The sequence below is a fragment of the Arthrobacter rhizophilus genome (assembly GCF_026241105.1).
Taxonomy (GTDB): Bacteria; Actinomycetota; Actinomycetes; order Actinomycetales; family Micrococcaceae; genus Arthrobacter.
This window is the reverse complement of the sequence record NZ_JAPFFT010000008.1, coordinates 15,210-39,572: the sequence shown is the minus strand read 5'-3', so window position 1 is coordinate 39,572 and position 24,363 is coordinate 15,210. Positions and strand designations below refer to the sequence as shown.

Here is a 24,363-nt window from a genome sequence, read left to right as displayed (position 1 = left end):
TGGTTATGAAGTCCACAGCCGATCTGTGAAAATGGGGGAATGAGCTCGAAGTCCCCGACGCCTCCGTCCGGTCCGGCTACCACCGGGCACCATGCAGCACACAACCACAGCTCGCAGGGGCAGAGCCTGGACCAGGCTCTTCAGCGGGCCGGGTTCTACCCTGTCCTCGTTGCCGATGTTGTGGCCGACGCTTTGGACGGGCGGGACTGCCTTGCACACCTGGTGCACTTGGAAACGCATTTCGACCGTGCCGAGGTCCGGCGCCACATCACGGTCCTGGTCCTCACTGAGGACATGCTGGTGATCACCCACGTTGACGACCAGCAGCTTGACGAGGCCGGCGAGCAGATTGTCGCCCAGATTTCCACCGAGTCCGTGCCAGTGGCACAAATCCGCTCGGTGGTACTCAGCTACATGTATGCGCAGCCGCAGAACTACACTCCGAGTGACCCTGTCAGGGAGCTGACCCTGTCCATTGCCTGGTCTGGTGGCCAACGCCTGGATGTGGGTCCGGCCAGTTGCGGGGACCCGCAATGCGAAGCCGATCATGGGTATACAGGCACTATTTCCCAGGAGGACATCGTCCTTCGAATCAGCTCGGAGGCAGACGGCCCCAGGGCCGTGCAGGATGCGAAGATCTTTGCCCGCGCGCTGCGGGCCGTGAACACAGGGGGTCCCGGGTCTGTAGCACATTCGGGTTCCATCCCCGCACCGCGGCTCCGCTCGGGCGTCTTCGGAAACCGGTTGAGCCGCGGGCACCAGCGCTGATGGTGGCCTCGGAACATCTCGCCCAGGAAACCGTCCCCGCTGCCAGCGCCGTCCCCGAGCTTCCCGGCGCTCCGTTGTATGGCAGCAGGTCGATCGCCGAGGTCTTCACCAGCGCCGCTGCGAGCATGGGCCTGCCGGGCTTTGAGAACAAGCTGCAATTGCCCGCATCGCAACGCGTGTGCGTGATACTCGCCGATGGCCTGGGCCGCAACCTGCTCAAGCAGAAAGCCGCCCACACGCCGTTCCTGAGGTCCGTTGCGAATTCGGGGCAGGGAGCCGTTCCTGTCTGGCTTGATTCAGCCTTCCCTTCCACCACGGCATCGTCCTTGGCAAGTCTGGGCACGGGCCGTACGCCCGGCGAACACGGCATGGTGGGCTACGACGTCCTGGATCCGGCCCAGGACAAGGTGGTCAACCTGCTCGGCAATTGGGACGCCGGAGTTGATCCCCTGAGCTGGCAACCGTTCCCGACGATCTTCGAACGCGTTGCTGCTGAGGCTGACGTGGTTACTGTGAGCCTGCCTCAGTTCGGTACGTCACCCATGACCCGGGCGGCGCTTCGGGGAAGCCGCTTCGTGGGAGGTAGCTCGTTGCATGCCCGCACGGCAGCTGCGGGGGAGGCGATGGCTGCAGGAACCAGCTCGCTCATGTACTTCTACGTCAACGAGCTCGACAAAGCCGGCCACCGCTACGGCTGCCAGTCCGATCGCTGGGAACACCAGCTCGAAGAGATAGATTCAACGGTCAAGAGGCTATCCACCTCACTTCCGGCAGGTACCACGATCCTGGTCACCGGGGACCACGGGATGCTTGACGTTCCGGAGTCACAGCGGATCGACTACTCAGCCGATGCCGCTCTCATTGCCGGCATCCGGCATACAGCAGGCGAACCACGCATGGTGCACCTGTACCTGGAACCCGACGCCGGAGAGCTTCACCGGGAAGCCCTGCTGGACGCCTGGCGTGCCCGTTTCGGCGACCGGATCTGGGCCTTCACCCGGGAGCAGGGCCTTGCGGCAGGTCTCTTCGGCCGGCTGCGCCCGGAGGTTTCTCCACGGATCGGAGACGTCATGATCGCCGCCCGGGACACATTGGCGCTCTACGATGTCCGCCGGGTCCGCCCTACCGCCCTGGAAGTCGTCGGGCAGCATGGTTCGCTGACCAAGGCGGAGCGCGAAGTTCCGCTGCTCTGCTTCCAGTCCGGAGGTCCCAAAGGCCGCCGTGGCTGAGCTCATCTTCTTTTCCGGAACCATGGACTGCGGCAAGTCCACGCTTGCTTTGCAGATGGACCACAACCACCGTGCGCGTGGCCGCGGCGGAGTCCGCTTCAGCTGCAACGACCGGGCGGGAGGCTCGGTCATCTCCAGCCGGCTCGGTCTCCAGACGGATGCAGTTGAAGTCGTTGACACCACCGATTTCTGGGACGAAGTGGTCCGACGCCGGACGACAGGCCTCCGGGTGGACTACCTCATCTGTGACGAGGCCCAGTTCTACTCGCCGGGGCAAGTGGAACAGCTGGCGCGCGTGGTTGATGAGATGGACGTCGACGTGTTCGCCTTCGGAATCACCTCGGACTTCCGTACAAGGCTGTTTCCTGGATCCCAGCGCTTCGTGGAACTCGCGGACAGGGTCCAGGTCCTGCAGGTCGAAGCGCTCTGTTGGTGCGGCCGCCGCGCAACACACAATGCGCGGACCGTGGACGGCATCATGGTGGTCGAAGGCGAGCAAGTGGTGGTGGGCGACGTGGCGATGGATGGGCGCATCGGGGACGGCCGTCTTGAAGACGGGCCCGCAGGGGACGGCGGTGGAGGGACGACTCCCGAACCAGCCGATGTGTTGCTACCCGCAGTCGGGTACGAGACCCTCTGCCGGCGGCACTACATGCGACGGGTCACCGCCCACGGCGCCAATCTCATGGCGAGCCGGGACCAATTGCTGCCGTTCGACGTCGACGCTTGCCTTTGGCACGGCGCGAACTGAGGCCTTCCGCGAACCGAAAGCGACGCGAATTTGAACGGCTAGTCTCCGCGCGTTCCGAAGACGATTTCATCCCAGCTGGGGATGCTGGAGCGCTTGGGCCGTGACGGCTGGCGTTCGGCAGGGGCAGAGTCGGAAGATTCGTCACCGCGGGGCCGGTTGTCAGACTCCGAATCCACGCCCTCCGACGAGGCGGATGGTGTGGCCTTGTACCAGGAATCCTTCAGTCCGGCACGGGTGAGTTTCGGCTCCTCGCGTTCCCGCCGGGGAGCTCCGCCGAGCAATTCGTCCAGGCCGGCCCGCGGTGATGCCGCTTCCTGGGATTGCGTCTCGTCCTGGGGGGCCTTCGTATCGTTGTCAGGCCTACCGCGCAGAAGGGTCACTGGGCGCAGGGGGCCGGGGATCACGGTAATTTCCCGGGTATCCGTGCTGACGCCGTCGTGCAGCCGGAGGGAATCGCCTTCCTTGTCGTCATGCTGCGGAGCCAGGCTCAGTCGCGACAGCATGGAGGCACGTGCGTCACGACGGGTCGCGGCGGGGTCGGCTTCGGTCGGCTCGTCCGCGTCGGTTGATTCTTTATCCGAAAGCCCGTCTTCGACGTCGCTGGGCCGGGGATGGGCGGCTGGAACACCGCTGCTCAGAAGCAACGCCAAAGCGTCGTCGCTGTCTTCGTCGAGGCCCAGCCGTTGTCCGCGGCGAGAGCGCAGCATGTCCAGGAGTCCATCGGCTTCCTTGGTGGCTGCGGCGGCGGCCGCACGGGCCGCGGCGCCGCCGTCGGCCTCAAAATCAAAAGGCCGGTCGGAAACGGCGGCGAGCCGTCGCGTCGGTACGGGGCCATCAAGCGGTTCCAGTTCGCTGAGCTGCTGGGCCCAGCGGTTGGCGTTCTGGATCGATTTCCGGGGGGGATTGAAGGTCCACATCGCCGGTGGCTCTTCGCCGATGCTTTCCAGGCTGCCTGGCTTGGTTTCGAAGCGCGCGACGACGGTCCACGCCCCATCGCTGCGGCGCCAGGAGTCCCACTCAACCGTGGAAGAGTCAATGCCGTGGGCCGTGAGTCGGTGCGCAACCATCTCGCCAAGGCTTGCAGGCTCGTCGCCGAACGCTGCGCGGTAGGTATCGTGGCCGGGTGCCGGGGAAGCGATTTCCACTTTGCGGGCCTGCTGCGCGATGTATTCCCGCTCGGCTAGCACAGGGCCCTCATAGCGCTGCACGTTGGCGAGCGGCAATCCTGACAGCTCCGCTACTTCCGCGGCCGTCGCACCGCTACGGATACGCGACTGAATGTCACGGGGGGACATGGCGACGGGCGTGATCGAAGCGCGTGCGGCCACCTGGGCAGGTGTCCGGCTCGCGGCAACACGCAACGCCTCGTCAATCGGAAGCTGGAACATTTCGCCGCCGGTACCGCTCAACAGGAGATGTCCGCCGTCGTCGTGGACGCCAACCAGCCGTAGATCCCGCATAAAATCCTCCACCATGGCCTATCTGACATTCGAAACTCTGCCACCCGGTGCAGCCTTTTCCTACTAGGACAAAGGGCGCGCCGCGATATTCCGCGATTTTCCGGGAATTTCCCCACGCAACCGTCACCACGGGGCTATGGACATTTGGTGCGGCTGGGAGGACAATCTGCCCGATATCGGGCACAAAAATGCGGCCTGCTGCGTTACATTCTTAGACCGGAGCAGGTTCCGGTTGACAGGACCGCGAGCCCTGCGTGAAGCACAAGGGAGAACGAAGAAGGGACCATGGCAACGGACTACGATGCCCCTCGGAAGACAGAAGAAGATACCGAGGACTCGATCGAGGAACTCAAGTCGCATCGCACCGAGAAGCAGTCATCGGCGGTTGACATCGACGAGACTGAGCTGGCCGACGCCTACGAGCTCCCCGGGGCGGACTTGTCCGGCGAAGAGCTGCTGGTCCGTGTGCTGCCTCCGCAGGCGGACGAATTCACCTGTTTCAACTGCTTCCTGGTCAAGCACCGCTCCCAGATTGCACTGGAGAGAGACGGGCATCTTTACTGCAAGGAGTGCGAGAGCTGACCCTGGGGGAACGGACCAGCCTACTTGGACAGGGCCGCCAGCAGTTCTTCAGGGCGGCGGGTGGACGTCAGCCAGTACGGGGTACGGTCCGCAGGGTCGGTGATTTCAATGCGCACCACGGGATCGATCCAGCCGCGCAGGCACATGAACGCCAGGCCATTAAGCCGGATTCCACGCTCTGCCGTGGCTTCCTCCTTACGGAAGGCCGTGACGGCGCCGACGAATTCGCGCTGAATGCTGGCGCGGCCCACCTGGACGGTATCCCGGTCCACCACAATCGCCGGAGTGGACAACAGCAGCATGGTGGTCATGATCGCGAAGAGAACCAGCGCGGCGATGATGCCGGCGGTGATGCTGATCGGCGCAAACATCAGGATGCCGGCGGCAGACAAGCCGACCACAACAATCCAGATCCAAGGAGATGGCCAGAGTTTTTCCGCATACAGGACGCCCGTTCCACTTGAGGAGTGGTTCGGCGTGGGTACGGATGCAGTCGATTCAGGCATGCAACCAGCTTATCGGGACAGCGACCCCAGGAACTGACGCACAGCAATTGCCGTGGCGGTCGCTTGCGCCAGCAACCACGGCAGCATCCGCGGACGATAGAATATCTGACTGTGAGCCATGAGACAGCAGTTGCCAGCCCCGCAGACATCTCCGCCGAATATGGCGCGCCGACCCTTCAGATCCAACTGAAAATGCTCGACGACGGCCTGGAAGCGCCGTCGTACGCCCATCCTGGGGACGCCGGTGCCGACTTGCGGGCCCGCGTGGACGTATCCCTCGCCCCGGGGGAGCGGAAGCTCGTTCCTACAGGGGTCTCAATCGCGCTGCCAAACGGCTTTGTCGCATTGATTCACCCGAGGTCCGGGCTGGCCACCAAGCACGGACTCACCGTGGTCAACGCCCCGGGCACGGTCGATGCCGGCTACCGAGGTGAAATTTCCGTGACGCTTTTGAATACGGACCAAAACCAGGCAATCGAGCTCAGGCGCGGCGATAGAATTGCCCAAATGGTGATCCAGCGCGTCGAATATGCGCAGTTCGTGGCGGTGGAGGAATTGTCCGACACCGCACGGGGCACCGGCGGTTTTGGATCGACCGGAGGCTTCGCGCCGGCCGTGAGCTAGCAACAACCCTCGGCAATCGACGCCATACGGAGCTGATTGCGACGCTGCCCGCGAGTTGACGGGCAGTCTGCGGTTTACTGGGGGATAGACCACTACTAAGGAGACAACCCGATGCTTTTTGGGCGCGGAAAGAAGTCCAAGGCCGAGCAGCCGGAAGACAAGAATACCGAGCAGGCTAAAGCCGCGACGTCGCGGCAGGATGCCGGAACGGTAGCCAGTGGAATCGCCAAGGGCGACTTCCGGCTGTCCAAGGGGCCATTCGATGCCAGCGAAATCGATAGCCAAGAGGGCTACGTGGACCTTGGCGCATTGCTCATCGAGCCTTCTGAGGGCCTTCAACTGCGTCTCGAGGTGGAAGAAGCGACCCAGCGGGTTGTGGCTGTCACCATGGACCTGGACGGCTCGAGCCTTCAACTCCAAGCTTTCGCTGCTCCCCGTTCCGAAGGACTTTGGGACGAGATCCGCGAACAGATCGGCCAGTCGGTGTCCAGCCAGGGAGGCGAAGTCGAGGAGATCCACGGCACCTTCGGCACCGAACTCATCGCCAAGCTTCCTACGGAATCCGCCGACGGCGGGCGTGGTTTCAGAGCGGCCAGGTTCATGGGCGTGGATGGGCCGCGCTGGTTCCTCCGCGGGGTCATCGGGGGCCAGGCCGCCTTGGACAGGCATGCCGCCGAAGGCCTGGAGAATCTCTTCCGCAAGGTCGTGGTCATTCGCGGAGACAGCCCCATGCCGCCCCGTGAACTGCTCCAGTTGAGGCTGCCCAAGGACGCCGCAGCCCCCGGACACCACGGCGCTCCGCAGGAAACACCGGAACTTCAGCAACCCGAACGCGGCCCGGAGATCACCCAGATTGGCTGATAAAGCGCCCCGCGCCGCTGCCGCCCATGGCAGCCGGGCATCCTTGTCCCTGACTGAGCTCCCTTTGCGCGGCAGGGTCAACTGCACAGGTTTTATCGAGTCGGTAACCTACCAACCCGCCAACGAGCAAGCACACTTCTCGGCAATCGTCGTCGACCGGATCGCGCACAGGGGAGAAACCGGTCCATTGGCCCGCTTGCGCGTCATCTGGCTGGGTCGCCGTAAGGTCCCCGGCATCGAACCCGGGACTGTCCTTCGCCTGGAAGGAATGGTCATGCTGCGGGACGGGCTGCCCACCATGTTCAATCCGCGCTATGAAATCCTCTCCCGGCAGGAGTACCAATGACCGTCGCCAACGGACCCGGTCCCCACGAGAAACCAGCGCAGGAAAAGCCCGGCCAGGCAGAGGGGTCCCGTCAGGAGACGCCGGGGCCAAGTATTGCGGACATCGCCGCGGGCTACGCAGAAAAGGCCGGACTCCAACGGAACAGCCACGGGCACGTGGATATCCTCAAGTCGGCCGGGGGTATTCAAGGGATAGCCGAGAGCATCGTGCCGGGCCTCGTGTTCCTGATCGCCTTCATGGTCACCCGCGACCTTCCAGCGTCCCTGATTGCATCCCTCGCGGCGGCGGCTGTCTTTACCGTGGTGCGGCTTGTCCAGCGGCGTCCGTTGACCCAGGCGCTTGCCGGGATCGCGGGTGTCGCAATTTCGGCTTGGCTCGCCAACTCCACAGGCAAGGCCGAGGACTTCTACGTCCTGGGCTTCTACACGAACATCGCCTACATCGTGGGAATGGTGCTGTCCATTGTCCTCAAATGGCCCATTGCCGGCCTGCTCTTCGGTTTTGTCCGCAACGAAGGCTTCGATTGGCGGAAGAAGCCGGAGCGCTTGCGGGCCTACACCATCGGCACCTGGGTGGTCATCGCTGTCCTGGCGCTACGGCTTGTGGTCCAGGTTCCCCTGTACTTCATGGGCGAGCCCGGACTGGCCGCGCTCGCTACCATGAGGCTGATCATGGGCGCTCCGCTGTATATCCTTGGCCTCTGGATTGCCTGGCTCCTGACCCGGCCGGCGCCAGGTCAGAAGCCGAACAAGGATCCTCAGCCGTCGAAGCCGTCGTCGTCGGACTGATCCGAAAACTCTTCCTCGACCCCAACTGATCCGTGGTCGGCCGCGGACGGGGACAGCAGGGCCCTGAGCCCGTCCTCGGCCGCAATGGTCGTGACGAAGAACAGCTCGTCGCCGCCGTCGATCACGTCATCGCGGCTGGGCGTGATGGGCGCGTGATCGCGGAGGATCGCCACAAGGGTGGCGTCTTCGGGCCATTCAATGCCGCCCACGGTGCTGCCCATGATGTGCGAATCGTGCGGGACCGTGAACTCCACGAGCGAAGACACACCCGTCTGCAAGGTCAGCAGCCGGACGAGGTCACCGATTTCCACTGCTTCTTCCACGAGCGCCGTCATGAGCTGCGGGGTGTTGACCGCGACGTCGACTCCCCAGGAATCGTTGAACATCCAGTCGTTCTTGGGGTTGTTCACGCGGCCCACCGTACGGCCCACACCGAACTCGGTCTTGGCCAGCAAGGACACCACAAGGTTGACCTTGTCGTCACCGGTCGCGGACACGACGACGTCGGCCCCTTCCAGTTTCGCTTCCTGGAGCGTGCTCAATTCGCAAGCATCCCCCACCAGCCAACGCGCCCCGCGGAGGCCACTCCGCCCGATCACCTCAGGCTTGAGGTCGATCAGCATGATCTCGTGGTTGTGGGCGAGCAATTCGCGCGCGATGGATGAACCGACGCTGCCCGCGCCGACAATAACGACTTTCACTCAGACTCCTTGGCGGGTGCGCTGGCGAGGACGCGTGCCACCTCGGCGCTGCGGTCCAGACTCAACATGGCGTGCACAGTGTCACCTTCCTGGTACGCCGTTCCGGCCTGGGGCAGGACGCCCTCTCCGAAGCGGGTAAGGAAAGCGATGCGGATCCCGGAAGCTGCTTCGATGGCAGTCAATGGGTGCCCGATCCAGCCTTCGTTCAGGTCAACTTCAGACAAGACCAGTCGGCCGGAAGGCTCGCGGTAATCGCCAGCCAGGTGTTGTTCGGGCAGGATACGGCGCAGGACCTGGTCCGCGCTCCAGCGCACCGCGGCAACCGTGGGGATGCCCAGGCGCTGGTAGATTTCGGCGCGGCCGGGATCGTAGATGCGGGCAACCACGTGTGAAACATGGAAAGTTTCACGGGCTACCCGGGTGGCGAGGATGTTGGAATTGTCACCGCTGGAAACGGCGGCGAAAGCATACGCTTCTTCGCAACCCGCCTGCTTCAGCGTGTCCCGGTCAAAGCCGACGCCGGTGACTTTCCTGCCGGTGAATCCACTGCGCAGGCGACGGAAAGCACGATCGTCCTGGTCGATGATTGCCACTGAATGGCCAGCGTCTTCCAAGGTGTGCGCCAACGTTGCGCCCACTCGTCCGCAACCCATGATCACAAAGTGAGCCACGGTTTCTCCTTCACTCTTATGCATGCCGCTCGGTAAGACTCTACCGGGGCAAGTCGCGGAAGCCAGTCCGCCGTCATGACATCGCGTTGGATTCAGAGTAGCTTTGCGGAGTGCTGACAATTCTCAACGCCGCGAAGCGGGTGTTGGTGGGGCGGCCGTTCCGGAACGATCGTCTGGCCCACACCCTGCTTCCCAAGCGCATTGCGCTGCCGATTTTCGCCTCGGACGCCCTGTCCTCTGTGGCGTATGCCCCCGACGAAATCCTGCTGACGCTGGCTCTGGCGGGCGTGAGTGCCGTGGCCATTTCGCCGCTGGTTGGACTCGCAGTCATGGTGGTCTTGCTCACGGTTGTTGCCTCATACCGGCAAAACGTCCACGCATATCCTTCCGGCGGTGGCGACTACGAAATCGCCAACGTTAACCTCGGCAAGTTCGCGGGCCTGACCGTCGCGGCCGCTTTGTTGGTTGACTATGTCCTCACGGTTGCCGTGTCGATGTCGTCCGCGGCCGCGTACCTGACCACCGCGATCCCCTCCTTGCATGGGCAGCAGGCACTCATCGCCACAGTCGGCGTCGTGATCTTGGCCTTGGTGAACCTTCGCGGCATCAAGGAGGCCGGGAGTGTTTTTGCGGTTCCCACCTACATCTTCATGTTCTCCATCCTGGGCATGACGGCCGTAGGCATCTTCCAGGCGGTCACAGGCCACCTGGGCGAAGCGCCGTCGGCCGCTTTTGCGATCGTCCCGCAAGAGGGATTCGACCAAGGACTGGTCGGATTGGCCGGGGCGTTCCTGCTCCTTCGGGCCTTCTCCTCAGGGGCAGCCGCCCTGACCGGTGTGGAGGCCATCAGCAACGGTGTGCCGAACTTCAAGAAGCCCAAGAGCAAGAACGCTGCCACGACCCTTCTCTTGCTGGGTGTCATCGCCTCGGCCATGCTCGCGGGCATCATCTACCTTGCCAACGCCACCAAGGTCCACATCGTGCTGGACCCGGCCAAGGAATTCCTCCTCGACGGCAAGCCCCTGCCGGATGACTACATCCAGAATCCGGCCATCAGCCAGATTGCACAGACCATTTTCGGGGCCGGGTCCATCCCGTTCTACATCGTCGTCGCGGCCACGGGCGTCATCCTCGTCTTCGCTTCCAACACGGCCTTCAACGGATTCCCCGTCCTGGGCTCCATCCTCGCCCAGGACGGATACTTGCCCCGCCAGCTGCGCACACGCGGAGACCGGCTCGCCTTCAGCAACGGCGTCCTCGCACTTGCGGCCGGGGCCCTTGTCCTGATCATTTCCTTCAACGCCGACGTCACCAAGCTGATCCAGCTCTACATCGTGGGTGTCTTTATTTCCTTCACAATGAGCCAGCTGGGCATGGTGCGGCACTGGGGCAGGGAACTCAAACTTGCCCAGGACAAAGCTGTCCGGCTCAGAATCTTGAAGTCCCGCACCATCAACATGCTCGGCTTCTGCATGACGGCGCTGGTGCTGACCATCGTGCTCATCACCAAGTTCGAACAGGGAGCCTGGATCGCGCTCCTGGCCATGTTCGTGCTGTTCCTCATCATGTGGAGCATCCGGGCCCACTATGACAACGTGGCCAAGGAACTGGCCGTTGACGAGGACTCCTCCCCGCGTGCGCTGCCCACCAGGGTCCACGCCGTGCTGCTGGTGTCCCACGTCCGCAAACCGGTGCTGCGCGCACTCGCCTATGCAAGGGCATCGCGGCCGTCCAGGTTGGACGCCATCATTGTCGACATCGACCATGAAGAAACAACCCACACCGTGGAGGCCTGGGAAAAGTTGGACATCCCGGTCCCGTTGACGGTGTTGGCGAGCCCATACCGGGAAACCGTCACGCCCATCCTGGACTACGTCAAGAACATGCGCCGGGATTCCCCGCGCGACCTGATCGTCGTGTACATCCCGGAGTATGTCGTCGGCAAGTGGTGGGAACAGCTTGTCCACAACCAGACCGCACTGCGCATCAAGGCCCGGCTTCACTTTGAACCCGGCGTGATGGTGGCAAGCGTTCCATGGCAATTGAAGTCGTCCGAAGAAGCAAAGGCACTGCAGGATACCTGATGACCGACCCCAGCAATACGGAATCCAGCACGCCCACCTCCCATGACGGAGCTGCCAAGGAACTTGTGGTGGACGTCGGCGCCATCGCCCACGGCGGCCACTTTGTCGCTCGGCACGAAGGCAGGGTCATCTTCGTCCGGCACGGCATCCCGGGGGAGAAGGTCCGGGTCCGGCTGACGGACTCCGGCGAGTCTTCCCGTTTCTGGCGTGCCGACGTCGTCGACGTCTTGGAGGCGTCGGACGACCGGACACGCCATTTCTGGGCACTCGCCGACTCCCTTGCCGCCTGGCGGAAGGGCGGACCGCCCGTGGGCGGTGCCGAACTCGGCCACGTGACACTGGAGCGGCAGCGCCTGCTCAAATCCGAAGTCCTCGCCGAACAACTGAAGCGGCTCGCCGGCGTCGAACTGAACGTCGAGGTGGAGCCCGCCGCCGCACATGATCCGGCTTCCGACGGCGATACGGGCCTCGGCTGGCGAACGCGGGCCAGTTTTGCCGTCACCCCGGGCGGCCGCCTGGGAATGCACGCCCACCGCTCCGACGTCGTCATTCCGGTTCGCGAGATGCCTCTCGCGCTTCCGGGCATCAATGACTTGCGGCTATGGGACATCGATTTGCACGGTATTTCACGGGTGGAAGTTGCGGCACCTGCCAACGGATCACGTCCGCTGGTCCTCCTCGCCCCGGAGGAGGGGACCGACGCCCGGCGCCTCAACCGGATCCTGGGGCAGCTCCCGCACGATGTTTCCGTGGCGAGCTTCGACCCGGCCCGCGGCGAAGTGTTGCAGTTGCGCGGTAGGACCTGGGTCCAGGAGTCGGCAGCCGGTCATGAATACCGGGTCACAGGGGAGGGTTTCTGGCAGATCCATAAAGACGCTCCGGACACCATGGTGGGGGCGGTGACTGGATTCCTGCGCGACGGCGGCTACCTCCTTCCGGGATCGGCCGTGGCCGATCTTTACGCGGGAGCCGGATTATTTACGGCGCCCCTGGCGGACGCGGTGGGGGTCACCGGTTCGGTACTGTCCGTGGAAGGATCGCCCGGCACCAGCCGGGATGCCCGGAAGAACCTGCACGGCGAACCCCATGTCGAGATAGTCCAGGGCCGGGTGGAACGCGTCTTGCGGCAACGCCCCCGCAACTTCGACTCCTTGGTGATCGACCCGCCACGGGCCGGTGCGGGCAAAGCTGTTGTCAGCCAGCTCATCGAGTCCGGACCGCGGGCAATCGCCTATGTGTCGTGTGATCCGGCCTCGTTCGCGCGTGATCTGGGGTACTTCCGGAACGGCGGCTGGCGGCTTGAAGCACTCCGGGCCTTTGACCTGTATCCGCACACTCACCACTTGGAGACCGTTGCGTTGCTGGTGCCCGCGGCGTAGCCGCCACTACGATGGTGGAGAAGTTCCAAGTCGCGCTTCACTTCTCCACCGACCAACGGCAGTCGCTCAGATTAGGCTTGCCTAACTAGCTAGTGGTCAACCGCGCGACAAAGATGAAAGCTGTTGCGAGAGGAGTCCTGCCATGAGCACTGTGGACAGCTTCGGTTCCAAAGGCGTACTGAATGTAGCCGGCACCGATTATGAAATTTTCCGGTTGAACTCCGTTGAAGGCGCTGACAGCCTTCCGTTCAGCCTTAAAGTATTGCTTGAAAACCTCCTGCGGACGGAAGACGGCGCCAATATCACGGCCGACCACGTCCGCGCCCTGGCCGGTTGGGACCCGAATGCCCAGCCTGACACCGAGATCCAGTTCACCCCGGCTCGAGTCATCATGCAGGACTTCACCGGCGTTCCCTGTGTCGTCGACTTGGCCACCATGCGCGAAGCCGTCAAGGAGCTCGGCGGCGACCCCAAGCGCGTCAATCCGCTGGCACCGGCCGAGATGGTCATCGACCACTCCGTCCAGATCGACGTCTTCGGCAACTCCGGCGCCCTTGAGCGCAATATGGAGATCGAATACCAGCGCAACGGCGAGCGTTACCAGTTCCTGCGCTGGGGCCAGACTGCGTTCGACGACTTCAAGGTTGTTCCCCCGGGAACCGGCATCGTCCACCAGGTCAACATCGAATACCTGGCACGCACCGTCATGACCCGCGAAATTGACGGCGTCCTCCGTGCGTACCCGGACACCTGCGTCGGCACCGACTCACACACCACCATGGTCAACGGCCTGGGCGTGCTGGGCTGGGGCGTGGGCGGCATTGAAGCCGAGGCTGCCATGCTCGGCCAGCCCGTCTCCATGCTGATCCCGCGCGTTGTGGGCTTCAAGCTCACCGGCTCCATCCCTGCCGGTGCCACCGCCACGGACGTCGTCCTGACCATCACCGAGCAGCTGCGCAACCACGGCGTGGTCGGCAAGTTCGTGGAGTTCTACGGCGAAGGCGTTGCGGCTGTGCCGCTGGCCAACCGCGCCACCATCGGTAACATGAGCCCGGAGTTCGGCTCCACGGCAGCAATGTTCCCGATCGACGACGTCACGCTCGAGTACTTGCGCCTCACGGGCCGCTCCGATCAGAACGTTGCCCTGGTCGAGGCCTACGCGAAGGAACAGGGCCTCTGGCATGATCCCTCGCACGAGATCAAGTTCTCCGAGTACCTCGAGCTCGACCTGTCCACGGTTGTTCCCTCCATCTCGGGCCCGAAGCGTCCCCAGGACCGCATCATCCTCACGGAGTCCAAGGCCCAGTTCCGCGAGGACCTGCGCAACTACGTGAAGGAAGACCTGGCCGACGGAAGCCTGGACGAAGCGATTGACGAGAGCTTCCCGGCCTCGGACTCGCCGTCGTTCACCGCCTCCGCGACGCACCTGGCCGACGTAGCGCCGCACGCACACGGCCCGAAGTCCAACGGTCGTCCGTCGAACAAGGTGGGCGTCACAACAGCTGACGGCCGCGAATTCGAACTGGACCACGGTGCCGTTTCGATCGCCTCGATCACGTCCTGCACCAACACGTCCAACCCCTCCGTGATGCTGGCTGCCGCGCTGCTGGCCCGCAACGCCGTGGACAAGGGACTCGCCTCCAAGCCGTGGGTCAAGACTTCGGTCGCTCCCGGCTCCAAGGTTGTCACCGACTACTACGAAAAGTCGGGTCTGACTCCCTACCTGGAGAAGCTCGGCTTCTACATCGTCGGGTACGGCTGCGCAACCTGCATCGGCAACTCCGGACCGCTAGACGCCGAAATCTCCGAGGCCATCCAGGCCAACGACCTTTCCGTCACCGCCGTCCTCTCCGGCAACCGCAACTTTGAAGGCCGCATCAACCCGGACGTCAAGATGAACTACCTGGCCTCGCCGCCGCTGGTCATCGCCTACGCCCTGGCCGGAACCATGGACTTCGACTTCGAGGCTGACGCCCTGGGCCAGGACCAGGACGGCAACGATGTCTTCTTGAAGGACATCTGGCCGAACCCCGTCGAGGTCCAGAAGGTCATCGATTCCTCGATCGACAAGGAAATGTTCGCCCGCGGCTACGAGGGCGTCTTCGACGGCGACGACCGCTGGAAGGCGCTCGACACCCCGGCAGGCGACACCTTCGCCTGGGACGCCAAGTCCACGTATGTCCGGAAGCCCCCGTACTTCGAAGGCATGAAGGCACAGCCGGATCCGGTAACGGATATCGCCGGCGCCCGCGTCCTGCTGAAGCTCGGCGACTCGGTCACCACGGACCACATCTCGCCGGCCGGGTCCTTCAAGTCGGATACCCCTGCCGGCCAGTACCTTCTGGCCAACGGTGTGGAGCGCAAGGACTTCAACTCCTACGGCTCACGCCGTGGCAACCATGAGGTCATGATCCGCGGTACGTTCGCGAACATCCGCATCAAGAACCAGCTGCTTGACGGCGTCGAGGGTGGCTTCACCCGGGACTTCACCCAGGCAGACGGTCCCCAGGCCTACGTCTACGACGCTGCCCAGAACTACCAGGCCGCCGGCACGCCGCTGGTTGTCCTGGCTGGCAAGGAGTACGGCTCCGGTTCGTCCCGTGACTGGGCTGCCAAGGGCACCGCGCTGCTGGGCGTGAAGGCTGTCATCGCCGAAAGCTACGAGCGTATCCACCGCTCCAACCTCATCGGCATGGGCGTCCTCCCGCTGCAGTACCCGGCCGGCGAATCCGCCGCGTCCCTTGGCCTGGTCGGCACGGAAACGTTCTCCGTCGAGGGTGTCACCGAGCTGAACAACGGCACGACGCCAAGGACACTCAAGGTCACGGCAACGGCCGAGGACGGCAGCACCAAGTCCTTCGATGCCGTGCTGCGCATCGATACCCCGGGCGAAGCCGACTACTATCGCAACGGCGGAATCCTGCAGTACGTCCTGCGCCAGATCTCCGCACACTAGCGGTAAGTAGCGCAGACTCCGCCTGAGCCAAAAGGCAACAGCTACAGCCCCGGATGGTCATTGACCAACCGGGGCTGCAGCCTTTCCGGCGGCTTCGTGGTGGCCAAGGCGTTAGAGTTGTATAGCACGTCAATCACCCTAAGGAGGGGCCGTTGGGACTTTTGGAGACAATCCGGAACCCGCAGGACCTGGGCAAGCTCACCAGCCAGCAGTTGGAGCAGCTTGCCGGCGAGATCAGGACTTTCCTCATCACCAACGTCGCTCAAACGGGTGGACACCTTGGACCGAACCTTGGCGTGGTGGAACTCACCATGGCCATCCACAAGGTCTTCGATTCACCGCGCGACAGCATCGTCTTCGACACCGGCCACCAGTCCTACGTCCACAAATTGCTGACGGGACGGCAGGACTTCAGCACCCTCCGGCAGCAAGGCGGCATGTCCGGATACCCCGATCGTGCCGAGTCCGAGCACGACATTGTAGAGAGTTCCCACGCTTCATCATCCCTGTCCTGGGCCGACGGGATTTCCCGCGCCCGGCAATTGACAGGGGAAGGCGATCGATGCGTCGTCGCCGTCGTGGGTGACGGCGCCCTGACCGGCGGCATGGCCTGGGAAGCGATCAACAACATTGCCGCGGACAAACGCCGCCGCGTGGTCATCGTCGTCAACGACAACGGCCGCTCCTATGCCCCCACAGTCGGCGGCCTGGCGGACTACCTCGCTTCATTGCGTCCCACGATTGACTCCTTCCGCGCTGCCCCCACGTACGAGGTTGTGTTGGATTGGTGGAAGAAGAAGCTGCAGAACGGTGGTCCGATCGGCCAGTTCACCTACAAGAGCCTGCATGCCATGAAGAAGGGCATCAAGGATTGGTGGGCCCCGCAAGGCATGTTTGAAGACCTCGGCATGAAGTACATAGGCCCTGTCGACGGCCACAACATGCGTGCCCTCGAACACGCACTCACCACGGCCCGCAACTATGGCGGACCGGTGATCGTCCATGCTATGACTGAAAAGGGCCACGGCTACGCGCCCGCCCTTGCCAATGAGGCAGACCAGTTCCACGCCGTCGGAATCATCGACCCCGAGACCGGCGAACCCACTGAGGCCGGTGGGGCCCGCTCCTGGACGTCGGTGTTCGCCGAGGAAATCGCGGATATTGCCGACGAACGCAAGGACATTGTGGGCATCACCGGGGCCATGCTGATCCCCGTCGGATTGCATAAGTTCGCCGAACGGCACCCGGAGAGGGTGATCGACGTCGGCATTGCCGAACAGCACGCCCTCACCTCGGCCGCAGGCATGGCCTTCGGGGGACTGCACCCGGTAGTTGCCGTGTACGCCACCTTCCTTAACCGCGCTTTCGATCAACTCCTCATGGACGTTGCCCTTCACAAGGCCGGAGTCACGGTTGTCCTGGACCGCGCCGGCGTGACCGGCCCGGACGGCGCCAGCCACCACGGCATGTGGGACATGGCCATGGTCCAGATTGTTCCGGGGCTTCATCTCGCGGCTCCGCGCGATGCCAGCCGCCTGCGCGAAGAGCTCCGCGAGGCCGTCGCTATCGCCGACGCGCCCAGCGTGGTGCGCTTCTCCAAGGGCAGCGTTGGAAGTGAGATCGAAGCGATCGAACGGCTTTCCGACGGCGTCGATGTGCTGGCGCGCCGCCCCGAAGGCTCCACCGAGAACGACGTCCTGATTGTCAGCGTTGGCGCCATGTCGGAGCTCGCCCTCGACGTCGCGTCAAGGCTCGGTTCCCAAGGCATCAGTTCCACAGTGGTGGATCCGCGCTGGGTCCTGCCGGTTCGCAAGTCCATCATTGCCCTCGCCGCCCGGCACCGATTGGTGATCTGCATCGAAGACGGCGTGCGTGCGGGTGGCGTCGGATCCCGGATTCGCCAGGAGATGCGAGCGGCCGGCGTGGATACCGCCCTCAACGAGGTGGGCCTTCCGGTCGAATTCCTCGATCATGGAACCAGAAGCCAAGTGCTTGAGCGCGTCGGGCTTACGGCCCAACAGATAACGCACGACGTCGTCGCGCAGGTTCTGGGGACAAAGGTACCTTTCGCGCGTCCCCTTCCGGGACAGGAACACCCCACCACGGGCAGCCTCCCCAAGCTTTGACCGGGGACGCGTCGCGGCGAGAATGCGGTGTGCTTCACAGGCAGTATTCAAATAAGCAGGCACCTTTCGACGGCACAGGACCCAGCAGTACCTGCGTCGAATGGTTCAGAAAAGGACGGGCATGAGCGGCATTATTCGCACCTACAAGCGCGACGACGAAGCAGTCCTGCATTTCCGGGAGGCCTGGTACGACGACGAATTCAAGCAGTTCGTGATCAACCACGGAGTCGTCGGGCACCAGAGCAGCAGTGACGAATCCGACGTCGAGGACGAGGCCGCCGTCGAAGGACTCATGACGGCCTTTGCTGCGCAATGCGAAGAGGATGGCTACGTGGAGATCCCGGAGGCTGAGCAGTTCTGGGTGGTCGCCCAGATCGCGCTGAAGACGAAGGACGGCACCGAGCGCGACCGCTACCTTGAACGAAAGGCCAAGGCTGCCCTGACCAGCGAACTTGCCTGGCGGGGCCTCGGGACCGTGGAGCGTTCCGAAATCGGCGATTCGAAGCTCAACATCTATTGCTTGTGCCCGGATGTCAACAAGGCCGTCAACGCGATCAAGGTGTGTATCCGCGGAGAAGACCTCGACTTCACCAAGCTGAGCATCGCGGCGGCACCCCATGCCGAACCTACCTCCTTCAAAGTAAAACACTCGCCGAAAACCGGCGCGGGCTTTACGCTCTAAAGACCACACCACCGCTTGGAAGGGACAACCATGGCGCCCAAGAGCAACTGGCCCGGGCACACTCCGCTGCCGAAGGGCTTGTCCGCTCCGGCGCGCAGGGCACTTGCCCACGAAGGGCTGGAAACCTTGGAGCAGCTCGCCGAGTTCGGTGAGCTGCGGGTGGCAGCTTTGCACGGCATGGGTCCGAAGGTCATGGCCCAGTTGCACGACGCGATGGAAGAGGCAGGCATCGCGTTCGGATCTTGAGTGGCCAAACTAGTGGCCAGCTGTCCTCCGCGGGCATTGTAGGGTGAAATCATGACTGAATATCGCCGCCTTGGAAATTCCGGATTGACCGTCTCAGTAGTCGGTTTGGGGTGCAACAACCTCGGCCGGGCCAATACGGCCACGGAATCGCAAGAGGGCACCAATGCGGTGGTGCATGCCGCTTTGGATGCCGGCGTCACCCTTTTCGACGTTGCCGACACCTACGGCCGCGAGCCTGGCCTCAGCGAGACCATGCTCGGCGTCGCACTGAAGGGCCGCCGGGACGACGCCATCGTGGCCACGAAGTTCGGCATGGACATGCGCGGCGCCAACGGCAACGACTTCGGTGCCCGGGGATCGCGACGCTACATCATCCAGGCCGCAGAGGCGTCACTGCGCCGCCTTGGCACCGACTGGATTGACCTGTACCAGTACCACACCCCGGATCCGCTCACCCCTGTGGAGGAGACCCTCGCGGCCCTCGATGACCTCGTGACGAGCGGCAAGGTCCGGTACATCGGCCACTCCAACCGTGCCGGCTGGCAAATCGCCGAGGCCGAATACGTCGCCCGGATCCAGGGCGGTGCCCGGTTCATATCAACGCAAAACCACTACAACCTCCTGGACCGCCGCGCGGAACTCGAAGTGCTGCCGGCCGCCCAGGCCTTTGGGCTCGGTGTCCTGCCGTATTTTCCCCTGGCAAATGGCCTCCTCACGGGCAAGTATGCGCCAGGAAGTGCCCCGGAGGGTTCGCGCCTCAGCCACACGAGGACCAACTTGGTCAACGACGCCGATTGGGTCCAGTTGGGCCGCTTCAGCCAATTCGCCAAGGAAAGGGACCTGAGCGAACTGCAGCTGGCGTTCTCCTGGCTGGCCGCCCAGCCTGCCGTCAGCAGCGTCATTGCAGGAGCTACACGCCCCGAGCAAATCGCAGAAAATGCGAAAGCAGTGCGCTGGGTGCCGACGCCGGAAGAGCGCGCCGAATTGGATGACATCTTCCCTCGTTCGCCCAAGATTGCCCTTTTCTGAGGAATTCGCCGTGAGGGAGTATCCGACGCCCGTGGCCGGCTTCAGGGAGCCCGTGAGCTTGCTGGTGGACTGTGACACGGGAATCGACGACGCCCTGGCGCTGGCCTACCTGTGCAGCCAGCCACATGTCGAACTCGTGGCCGTAAGCTGCGCCCCAGGCAACGTCGCTGCGGAACAGGTTGCGCGCAACAACCTGTCGTTGCTCGAGCTGTGCGGCCGCCCTGAGGTGCCCGTTGCCATCGGTGCCCGGGCGCCGCTGCGGATCCCGCTGGTCACGACGCCCGAAACGCACGGTCCCCATGGCATCGGCTACGCCGAGCTGCCGGAACCGCACGGGAAGGTGCACGGTCGCGACGCCGTCGAACTCTGGGTGGAAGCAGCCCGGGCACGGCCGGGAGAGCTGACTGCGCTGCTGACAGCACCGCTGACCAACTTCGCACTTGCCCTGCGTGCCGAACCGCGGCTGCCGGCGCTGCTGCGTGGCGTCGTGATCATGGGCGGCAGCTACTACTACCAAGGCAATACGACTCCCACGGCGGAGTGGAACACACACGTTGATCCTCACGCCGCGGCCGAAGTGTTCGCTGCCTTCTCCGGACTCCCTGAGGATCGGCTGCCGGTGGTGTGCGCCCTGGAAACCACGGAGCGGATCGAGATGATGCCCGAGCACGTGGCCGCCTTGGCCGTGGAGGCAGGCTGCATGGAGCCTGAACTTGTCCTGCCGGATCAGCCGGAAGGGCGGCGCAGCACCGCTTCCAACGAACTTGTGCGGCATGTCAGTGACATGCTGCGCTTCTACTTCGAGTTCCATCGCCGCTACGACCAGGGCTATGTGGCGCACATCCACGATTACTTCGCCGCGTCCGTCGCCGCCGGGACTGCCGGAATTTGCACCCGCACCGCCACCGTGCACGTCGAGACCGCTGCCCCCAGGCTCATCGGAACCACCGTGGCGGATTTTCGCGGGCTCTGGGGTGAGTCGCCCAATGCGCGCATCGTCTCGGAGAACCATCCAGAGGAGGCTTTTGCCGAATTGGTGCGCGCACTGGGCGGCCTCGGCCGTCGGCTGGGAAGCCGATCCGCCAGGAACGCCCCTGAGGCCGGTTAGCTAGCTGGCGGCCGGCTTCGAAGCAATTCCGGGCGCCAGGAAGCGCTTGCCGTTGACACGTTCGGAAGCGCCCACTCGGTCCAGATAGGGCGTGATCCCGCCGAGGAACATCGGCCAGCCGGCACCGAGAATCACACAAAGGTCGATGTCTTCGGGCCCGGCCACCACGCCTTCCGCGAGCATGAATCCGATTTCCTCGGCGAGGGCGTCCTGGGTTCTGCGCAGTACTTCCTCGGCCGTGGACGGCTCGGTGCCGAAGGACATGAGCGCCAGCGTCTCTGTAGGGATGACAGGTGTTCCGTCAGGACCTGGTGCCCAGAGGGACTTGACACCGTTGTCAATCAGTTTCCGCAGGTTCTGGGATACCGCAAAACGCTCGCCGAAGGCAGCGTGCAGCGATTCCTGGACGTGCTGGGCGACTGGAAGGCCAACCATCGCGCTGAGGGTGAACGGACTCATCGGCAGGCCCATGGGGCGCAGCGCCGAATCGGCGACTTCCGCTCGCGTCCCTTCGTCGAACGCGGCAATGACTTCGCCCATGAGCCGCAGCAGGATCCGGTTGACGACGAAAGCGGCCGCGTCCTTGACCAGCACGGCTGTCTTCTTCAAGCCCTTGGCGAGCTCGAAGGCGGTGGCCAGCACGGCGTCGTCGGTCTTTGGAGCGCGCACGATCTCCAGAAGCGGCATCACCGCAACCGGGTTGAAGAAGTGGAAACCGACCAAGCGCTCCGGGTGCTGCAGGCCTTCAGCCATCGCTGTCACGGACAGCGAGGAGGTGTTGGTCGCGAGGATGCACTCGGGGGAGACGATCGCCTCCACTTCGGCGAAGACCTGCTTCTTGACGTTGAGTTCCTCGAACACGGCTTCGATGACGAAGTCGGCGTCGGCGAATGCCTCTTTGGAAACGGAGCCGCTGACGAGGGCTTTGGTCCGGTTGGCGGCGTCGGAACTGATCCGCTTCTTGCCGAGCAGCTTGTCCACCTCGGAGTGGACGTAGGCGACACCTTTGTCCACGCGCTCTTGGTCGATGTCCGTCAGGACAACGGGCACCTTGAGCTGGCGCGCGAACAGCAGGGCGAGCTGGCTCGCCATCAGCCCGGCACCCACGACGCCGATCTTGGTCACCGGGCGCGCGAGCTTGCGGTCCGGTGCGCCCGCAGGCCGCTTGGACCGTTTCTGCACTAGGTCCAGGAAAGCGTAGACAGTGGAACGGAACTCGTCCGTCTGCATCAAGTCAGCGAGCGTCTCGCATTCCAAGGCTGCGGATTCGGCTTTGCTCATGGTGCGGTTGGCCTCGAGGATATCAAGCACCTTCGCGGGTGCCGGCGAAGCGTTCGAGGTCTTTGCTTCCACGGACGCGCGCCCTGCCGCGACGGCTCCAGCCCAGCGCTCGGCAACGGCCGGATCCGCCGGATCCACGGAATTGCCACGTTCCGGGACGGTCTCGCCGGCAATCACTTTCGCTGCCCAGGCGATGGATTGCTCCACGAAATCCGCGGGCTCGAAGATCGCATCGGCAATACCGAGCTGGAAAGCCTGGGGTCCGGTGAGCGTCCGGTTGTTGCTGAGCGGGTTCTCGATCATGACCTTGACGGCGTTTTCCGGGCCGATGAGGCGCGGCAGGATGTAGACGCCGCCCCATCCCGGGACAAGCCCGAGGAACGCTTCAGGCAAGCCGAGAGCGCCAGCGCCGGTGGAGACCGTGCGATAGGTGGACTGGAGGGCGATTTCGAGGCCACCACCGAGGGCGAGCCCATTGATGAAGGCAAAGCTGGGGACACCCAGATCGGCGAGCGTCGCGTAGACGTCATGGCCCAGCTGTGCCATCCACAGTCCGTGGTCCCGCTCTTCGAGCCGCTTGACCGCGGAGAGATCCGCGCCGGCCACGAGGAAGTACGGCTTCCCCGTGACGCCGACGCCGACGATCTCGCCGCGCGCAGCGCGCCCCTTGAGTCCTTCAAGCACCGTGCCGAGCTCCACAAGGGTATTGGGTCCAAGAGTGGTGGGCTTGGAGTGGTCCAGTCCGTTGTCAAGGGTGATCAGGGCGAAAATTCCTGAGTTGCCCGGAAGTTCGATGTCCTGGACGTAGGAGTGGGTCACGGTCTCATCCGGGAAAAATCTAGCCAGTTTCTGGAATTCGGCGGCGCTCATGCTGCGGCTCCCTTGGTTTCGATGACAGCGGAGGTCTCTGTCGCGCCGTCGCGGTCTCTGTAGTTGGGGTGATGTGGATTCTCCCAGATGACAGTGGCTCCCATGCCCAAGCCAATGCACATTGTGGTGATGCCGTAACGGACTGACGGGTCTTCTTCGAACTGGCGCGCCAACTGGTTCATGAGTCGGACGCCGGAGGACGCCAAGGGGTGCCCGACGGCGATAGCTCCACCGTAGCGGTTGACGCGGGGGTCGTCGTCGGCGATTCCGAAGTGGTCCAGGAAACTCAGTACCTGCACAGCGAAGGCCTCGTTGATCTCAAACAGGCCGATATCCTCGATGCCGAGTCCGGCGTTCTTGAGGGCTTTCTCGGTGGCCGGGACCGGTCCGATACCCATGACTTCGGGTTCGACGCCCGCGAACGCATAGGAGACCAACCGCATCTTCACGGACAGGCCGAGTTCTTCGGCCGCGTCGGCCGAGGCCAGGAGAGCCGCCGTCGCGCCGTCGTTCAAGCCGGCGGCATTTCCCGCGGTGACGCGGCCGTGGGCCCGGAACGGTGTGCGCAGCTCCTCGAGATCGTCCACGGTGGTCCCCGGGCGCGGCGGCTCGTCAACGGTGTTCACTGTCCAGCCTTGTCCTGGCTTCATCGTGGCGACAGGGACCAGGTCCGGCTGGATCTGGCCTTTGCCGTAGGCGGCCGCAAGTTTCGCCTGGGATGCCGCCGCATAGGTGTCGGTGCGCCCTTTGGTGATCGCGGGGAAGCGGTCGTGAAGGTTCTCGGCCGTGTTGCCCATGTTCAGCGCAGCTGGATCCACGATCCTCTCGGACATGAACCGCGGGTTCGGATCGGCGCCGGATCCCATTGGGTGGTTGCCCATGTGCTCTACGCCGCCGGCAATCACGACGTCGTATGCGCCGAAACCGATGCCGCTCGCCGTCGTCGTGACAGCGGTCATTGCCCCGGCACACATGCGGTCGATGGCAAAGCCGGGCACGCTGCGGGGGAGGCCAGCCAGAAGTGCAGCGGTGCGTCCAATGGTCAGGCCCTGGTCGCCGGTCTGTGTGGTGGCGGCGATGGCGACTTCGTCAACCCGATCGGCAGGCAAGGCCGGATTGCGTCGCATCAGTTCGCGGATGCACTTGACCACGAGGTCGTCGGCACGGGTGCCTGCATAGATGCCCTTTTCGCCCGCTTTGCCGAAGGGCGTCCGGACGCCGTCCACGAAGACGACCTCGCGGACTGCCCGCGGCCTGGCGCTATTCCCGGTATGGCTCATGTGTGGCTCCTCTTTGAGACATGGATGCCGGACGC

The 24,363-nt window shown here is 63.9% G+C and carries 22 protein-coding genes; 16 read left to right on the top strand and 6 right to left on the bottom strand.

Translation table 11 applies throughout. The annotated features are described in order from the left end of the window. Window positions 1–39: 39 nt before the first annotated feature. The 3 genes from OOZ51_RS08785 to OOZ51_RS08775 are packed head-to-tail and all read left to right on the top strand — an operon-like array spanning window position 40 to window position 2,748. Complete coding sequence (locus tag OOZ51_RS08785; RefSeq protein WP_265978976.1) at window positions 40–768, top strand: DUF5998 family protein; 729 nt, start codon at window positions 40–42, stop codon at window positions 766–768. After that, window positions 768–1,997 carry an alkaline phosphatase family protein gene (locus OOZ51_RS08780; protein WP_265978974.1) on the top strand — a complete coding sequence of 410 codons (1,230 nt, stop codon included), beginning with the start codon at window positions 768–770 and terminating at the stop codon, window positions 1,995–1,997. Before OOZ51_RS08785 ends, OOZ51_RS08780 begins: the two co-directional genes overlap by 1 nt. Further along, window positions 1,990–2,748: a thymidine kinase gene (locus OOZ51_RS08775; RefSeq protein WP_265978973.1), complete on the top strand. Its 759-nt coding sequence runs from the start codon at window positions 1,990–1,992 to the stop codon at window positions 2,746–2,748. Before OOZ51_RS08780 ends, OOZ51_RS08775 begins: the two co-directional genes overlap by 8 nt. Window positions 2,749–2,786: 38 nt before the next feature. Here OOZ51_RS08775 and sepH read toward each other — a convergent pair whose 3' ends face one another. Then, a complete protein-coding gene (gene sepH / locus OOZ51_RS08770) occupies window positions 2,787–4,208 on the bottom strand; it encodes a septation protein SepH (RefSeq protein WP_265978972.1) in 1,422 nt (473 codons plus the stop codon). Between the two features lie 285 nt (window positions 4,209–4,493). On the opposite strand from sepH, the gene OOZ51_RS08765 reads away from it, so the two are divergent. Beyond that, a complete protein-coding gene (locus tag OOZ51_RS08765) occupies window positions 4,494–4,790 on the top strand; it encodes a DUF4193 domain-containing protein (RefSeq protein WP_265978971.1) in 297 nt (98 codons plus the stop codon). Between the two features lie 20 nt (window positions 4,791–4,810). Here OOZ51_RS08765 and OOZ51_RS08760 read toward each other — a convergent pair whose 3' ends face one another. Next, a complete protein-coding gene (locus OOZ51_RS08760) occupies window positions 4,811–5,296 on the bottom strand; it encodes a DUF3093 domain-containing protein (RefSeq protein WP_265978970.1) in 486 nt (161 codons plus the stop codon). A gap of 111 nt (window positions 5,297–5,407) precedes the next feature. On the opposite strand from OOZ51_RS08760, the gene dut reads away from it, so the two are divergent. The 4 genes from dut to OOZ51_RS08740 all read left to right on the top strand — a co-directional run bounded on the left by dut (window position 5,408) and on the right by OOZ51_RS08740 (window position 7,915). Further along, window positions 5,408–5,920, top strand: coding sequence for a dUTP diphosphatase (gene dut, locus OOZ51_RS08755; RefSeq protein WP_265978969.1), 513 nt, complete (start codon window positions 5,408–5,410; stop codon window positions 5,918–5,920). Between the two features lie 111 nt (window positions 5,921–6,031). After that, window positions 6,032–6,781 (top strand): DUF3710 domain-containing protein, encoded by a 750-nt coding sequence (locus tag OOZ51_RS08750; protein ID WP_265978967.1) that lies wholly within the window; start codon window positions 6,032–6,034, stop codon window positions 6,779–6,781. Continuing rightward, window positions 6,774–7,127: a hypothetical protein gene (locus OOZ51_RS08745; RefSeq protein ID WP_265978966.1), complete on the top strand. Its 354-nt coding sequence runs from the start codon at window positions 6,774–6,776 to the stop codon at window positions 7,125–7,127. The genes OOZ51_RS08750 and OOZ51_RS08745 overlap by 8 nt, the downstream gene beginning before the upstream one ends. Then, window positions 7,124–7,915, top strand: coding sequence for a DUF3159 domain-containing protein (locus tag OOZ51_RS08740; protein WP_265978965.1), 792 nt, complete (start codon window positions 7,124–7,126; stop codon window positions 7,913–7,915). Before OOZ51_RS08745 ends, OOZ51_RS08740 begins: the two co-directional genes overlap by 4 nt. Here the strand turns inward: OOZ51_RS08740 and OOZ51_RS08735 are convergent. Beyond that, window positions 7,885–8,616, bottom strand: a complete 732-nt coding sequence (locus OOZ51_RS08735) for a potassium channel family protein (RefSeq protein WP_265978964.1) — start codon at window positions 8,614–8,616, stop codon at window positions 7,885–7,887. The two genes, OOZ51_RS08740 and OOZ51_RS08735, sit on opposite strands and share 31 nt — an antisense overlap. Then, on the bottom strand, window positions 8,613–9,287 hold the full coding sequence (locus tag OOZ51_RS08730; RefSeq protein WP_265978963.1) for a potassium channel family protein: 675 nt from the start codon (window positions 9,285–9,287) through the stop codon (window positions 8,613–8,615). The genes OOZ51_RS08735 and OOZ51_RS08730 overlap by 4 nt, the downstream gene beginning before the upstream one ends. Before the next feature lie 110 nt (window positions 9,288–9,397). Between OOZ51_RS08730 and OOZ51_RS08725 the strand changes: the two genes are divergently transcribed. The 8 genes from OOZ51_RS08725 (at window position 9,398) to OOZ51_RS08690 (ending at window position 20,897) form a co-directional block, all read left to right on the top strand. Beyond that, complete coding sequence (locus tag OOZ51_RS08725) at window positions 9,398–11,371, top strand: APC family permease (protein ID WP_265978962.1); 1,974 nt, start codon at window positions 9,398–9,400, stop codon at window positions 11,369–11,371. Further along, window positions 11,371–12,750 carry a class I SAM-dependent RNA methyltransferase gene (locus tag OOZ51_RS08720; protein ID WP_265978960.1) on the top strand — a complete coding sequence of 460 codons (1,380 nt, stop codon included), beginning with the start codon at window positions 11,371–11,373 and terminating at the stop codon, window positions 12,748–12,750. The genes OOZ51_RS08725 and OOZ51_RS08720 overlap by 1 nt, the downstream gene beginning before the upstream one ends. Before the next feature lie 142 nt (window positions 12,751–12,892). Next, window positions 12,893–15,706, top strand: coding sequence for an aconitate hydratase (locus OOZ51_RS08715; protein WP_265978959.1), 2,814 nt, complete (start codon window positions 12,893–12,895; stop codon window positions 15,704–15,706). A 152-nt stretch (window positions 15,707–15,858) separates the two neighbouring features. Beyond that, entirely contained in the window at window positions 15,859–17,832 is a 1,974-nt protein-coding gene (gene dxs, locus OOZ51_RS08710) for a 1-deoxy-D-xylulose-5-phosphate synthase (protein ID WP_265978958.1), read from the top strand. A gap of 121 nt (window positions 17,833–17,953) precedes the next feature. After that, window positions 17,954–18,514, top strand: a complete 561-nt coding sequence (locus tag OOZ51_RS08705; RefSeq protein WP_265978957.1) for a hypothetical protein — start codon at window positions 17,954–17,956, stop codon at window positions 18,512–18,514. Between the two features lie 30 nt (window positions 18,515–18,544). Then, a complete protein-coding gene (locus OOZ51_RS08700) occupies window positions 18,545–18,760 on the top strand; it encodes a helix-hairpin-helix domain-containing protein (protein ID WP_265978955.1) in 216 nt (71 codons plus the stop codon). 51 nt (window positions 18,761–18,811) lie between these two features. Then, entirely contained in the window at window positions 18,812–19,789 is a 978-nt protein-coding gene (locus OOZ51_RS08695) for an aldo/keto reductase (protein WP_265978953.1), read from the top strand. A 10-nt stretch (window positions 19,790–19,799) separates the two neighbouring features. Beyond that, a complete protein-coding gene (locus OOZ51_RS08690; RefSeq protein ID WP_265978952.1) occupies window positions 19,800–20,897 on the top strand; it encodes a nucleoside hydrolase in 1,098 nt (365 codons plus the stop codon). Here the strand turns inward: OOZ51_RS08690 and OOZ51_RS08685 are convergent, their stop codons facing one another. Both OOZ51_RS08685 and OOZ51_RS08680 read right to left on the bottom strand, forming a co-directional pair. Further along, window positions 20,898–23,048, bottom strand: coding sequence for a 3-hydroxyacyl-CoA dehydrogenase NAD-binding domain-containing protein (locus OOZ51_RS08685; RefSeq protein ID WP_265978950.1), 2,151 nt, complete (start codon window positions 23,046–23,048; stop codon window positions 20,898–20,900). Then, on the bottom strand, window positions 23,045–24,328 hold the full coding sequence (locus tag OOZ51_RS08680) for a thiolase family protein (RefSeq protein WP_265978949.1): 1,284 nt from the start codon (window positions 24,326–24,328) through the stop codon (window positions 23,045–23,047). Before OOZ51_RS08680 ends, OOZ51_RS08685 begins: the two co-directional genes overlap by 4 nt. Between the last annotated feature and the right edge of the window lie 35 nt (window positions 24,329–24,363).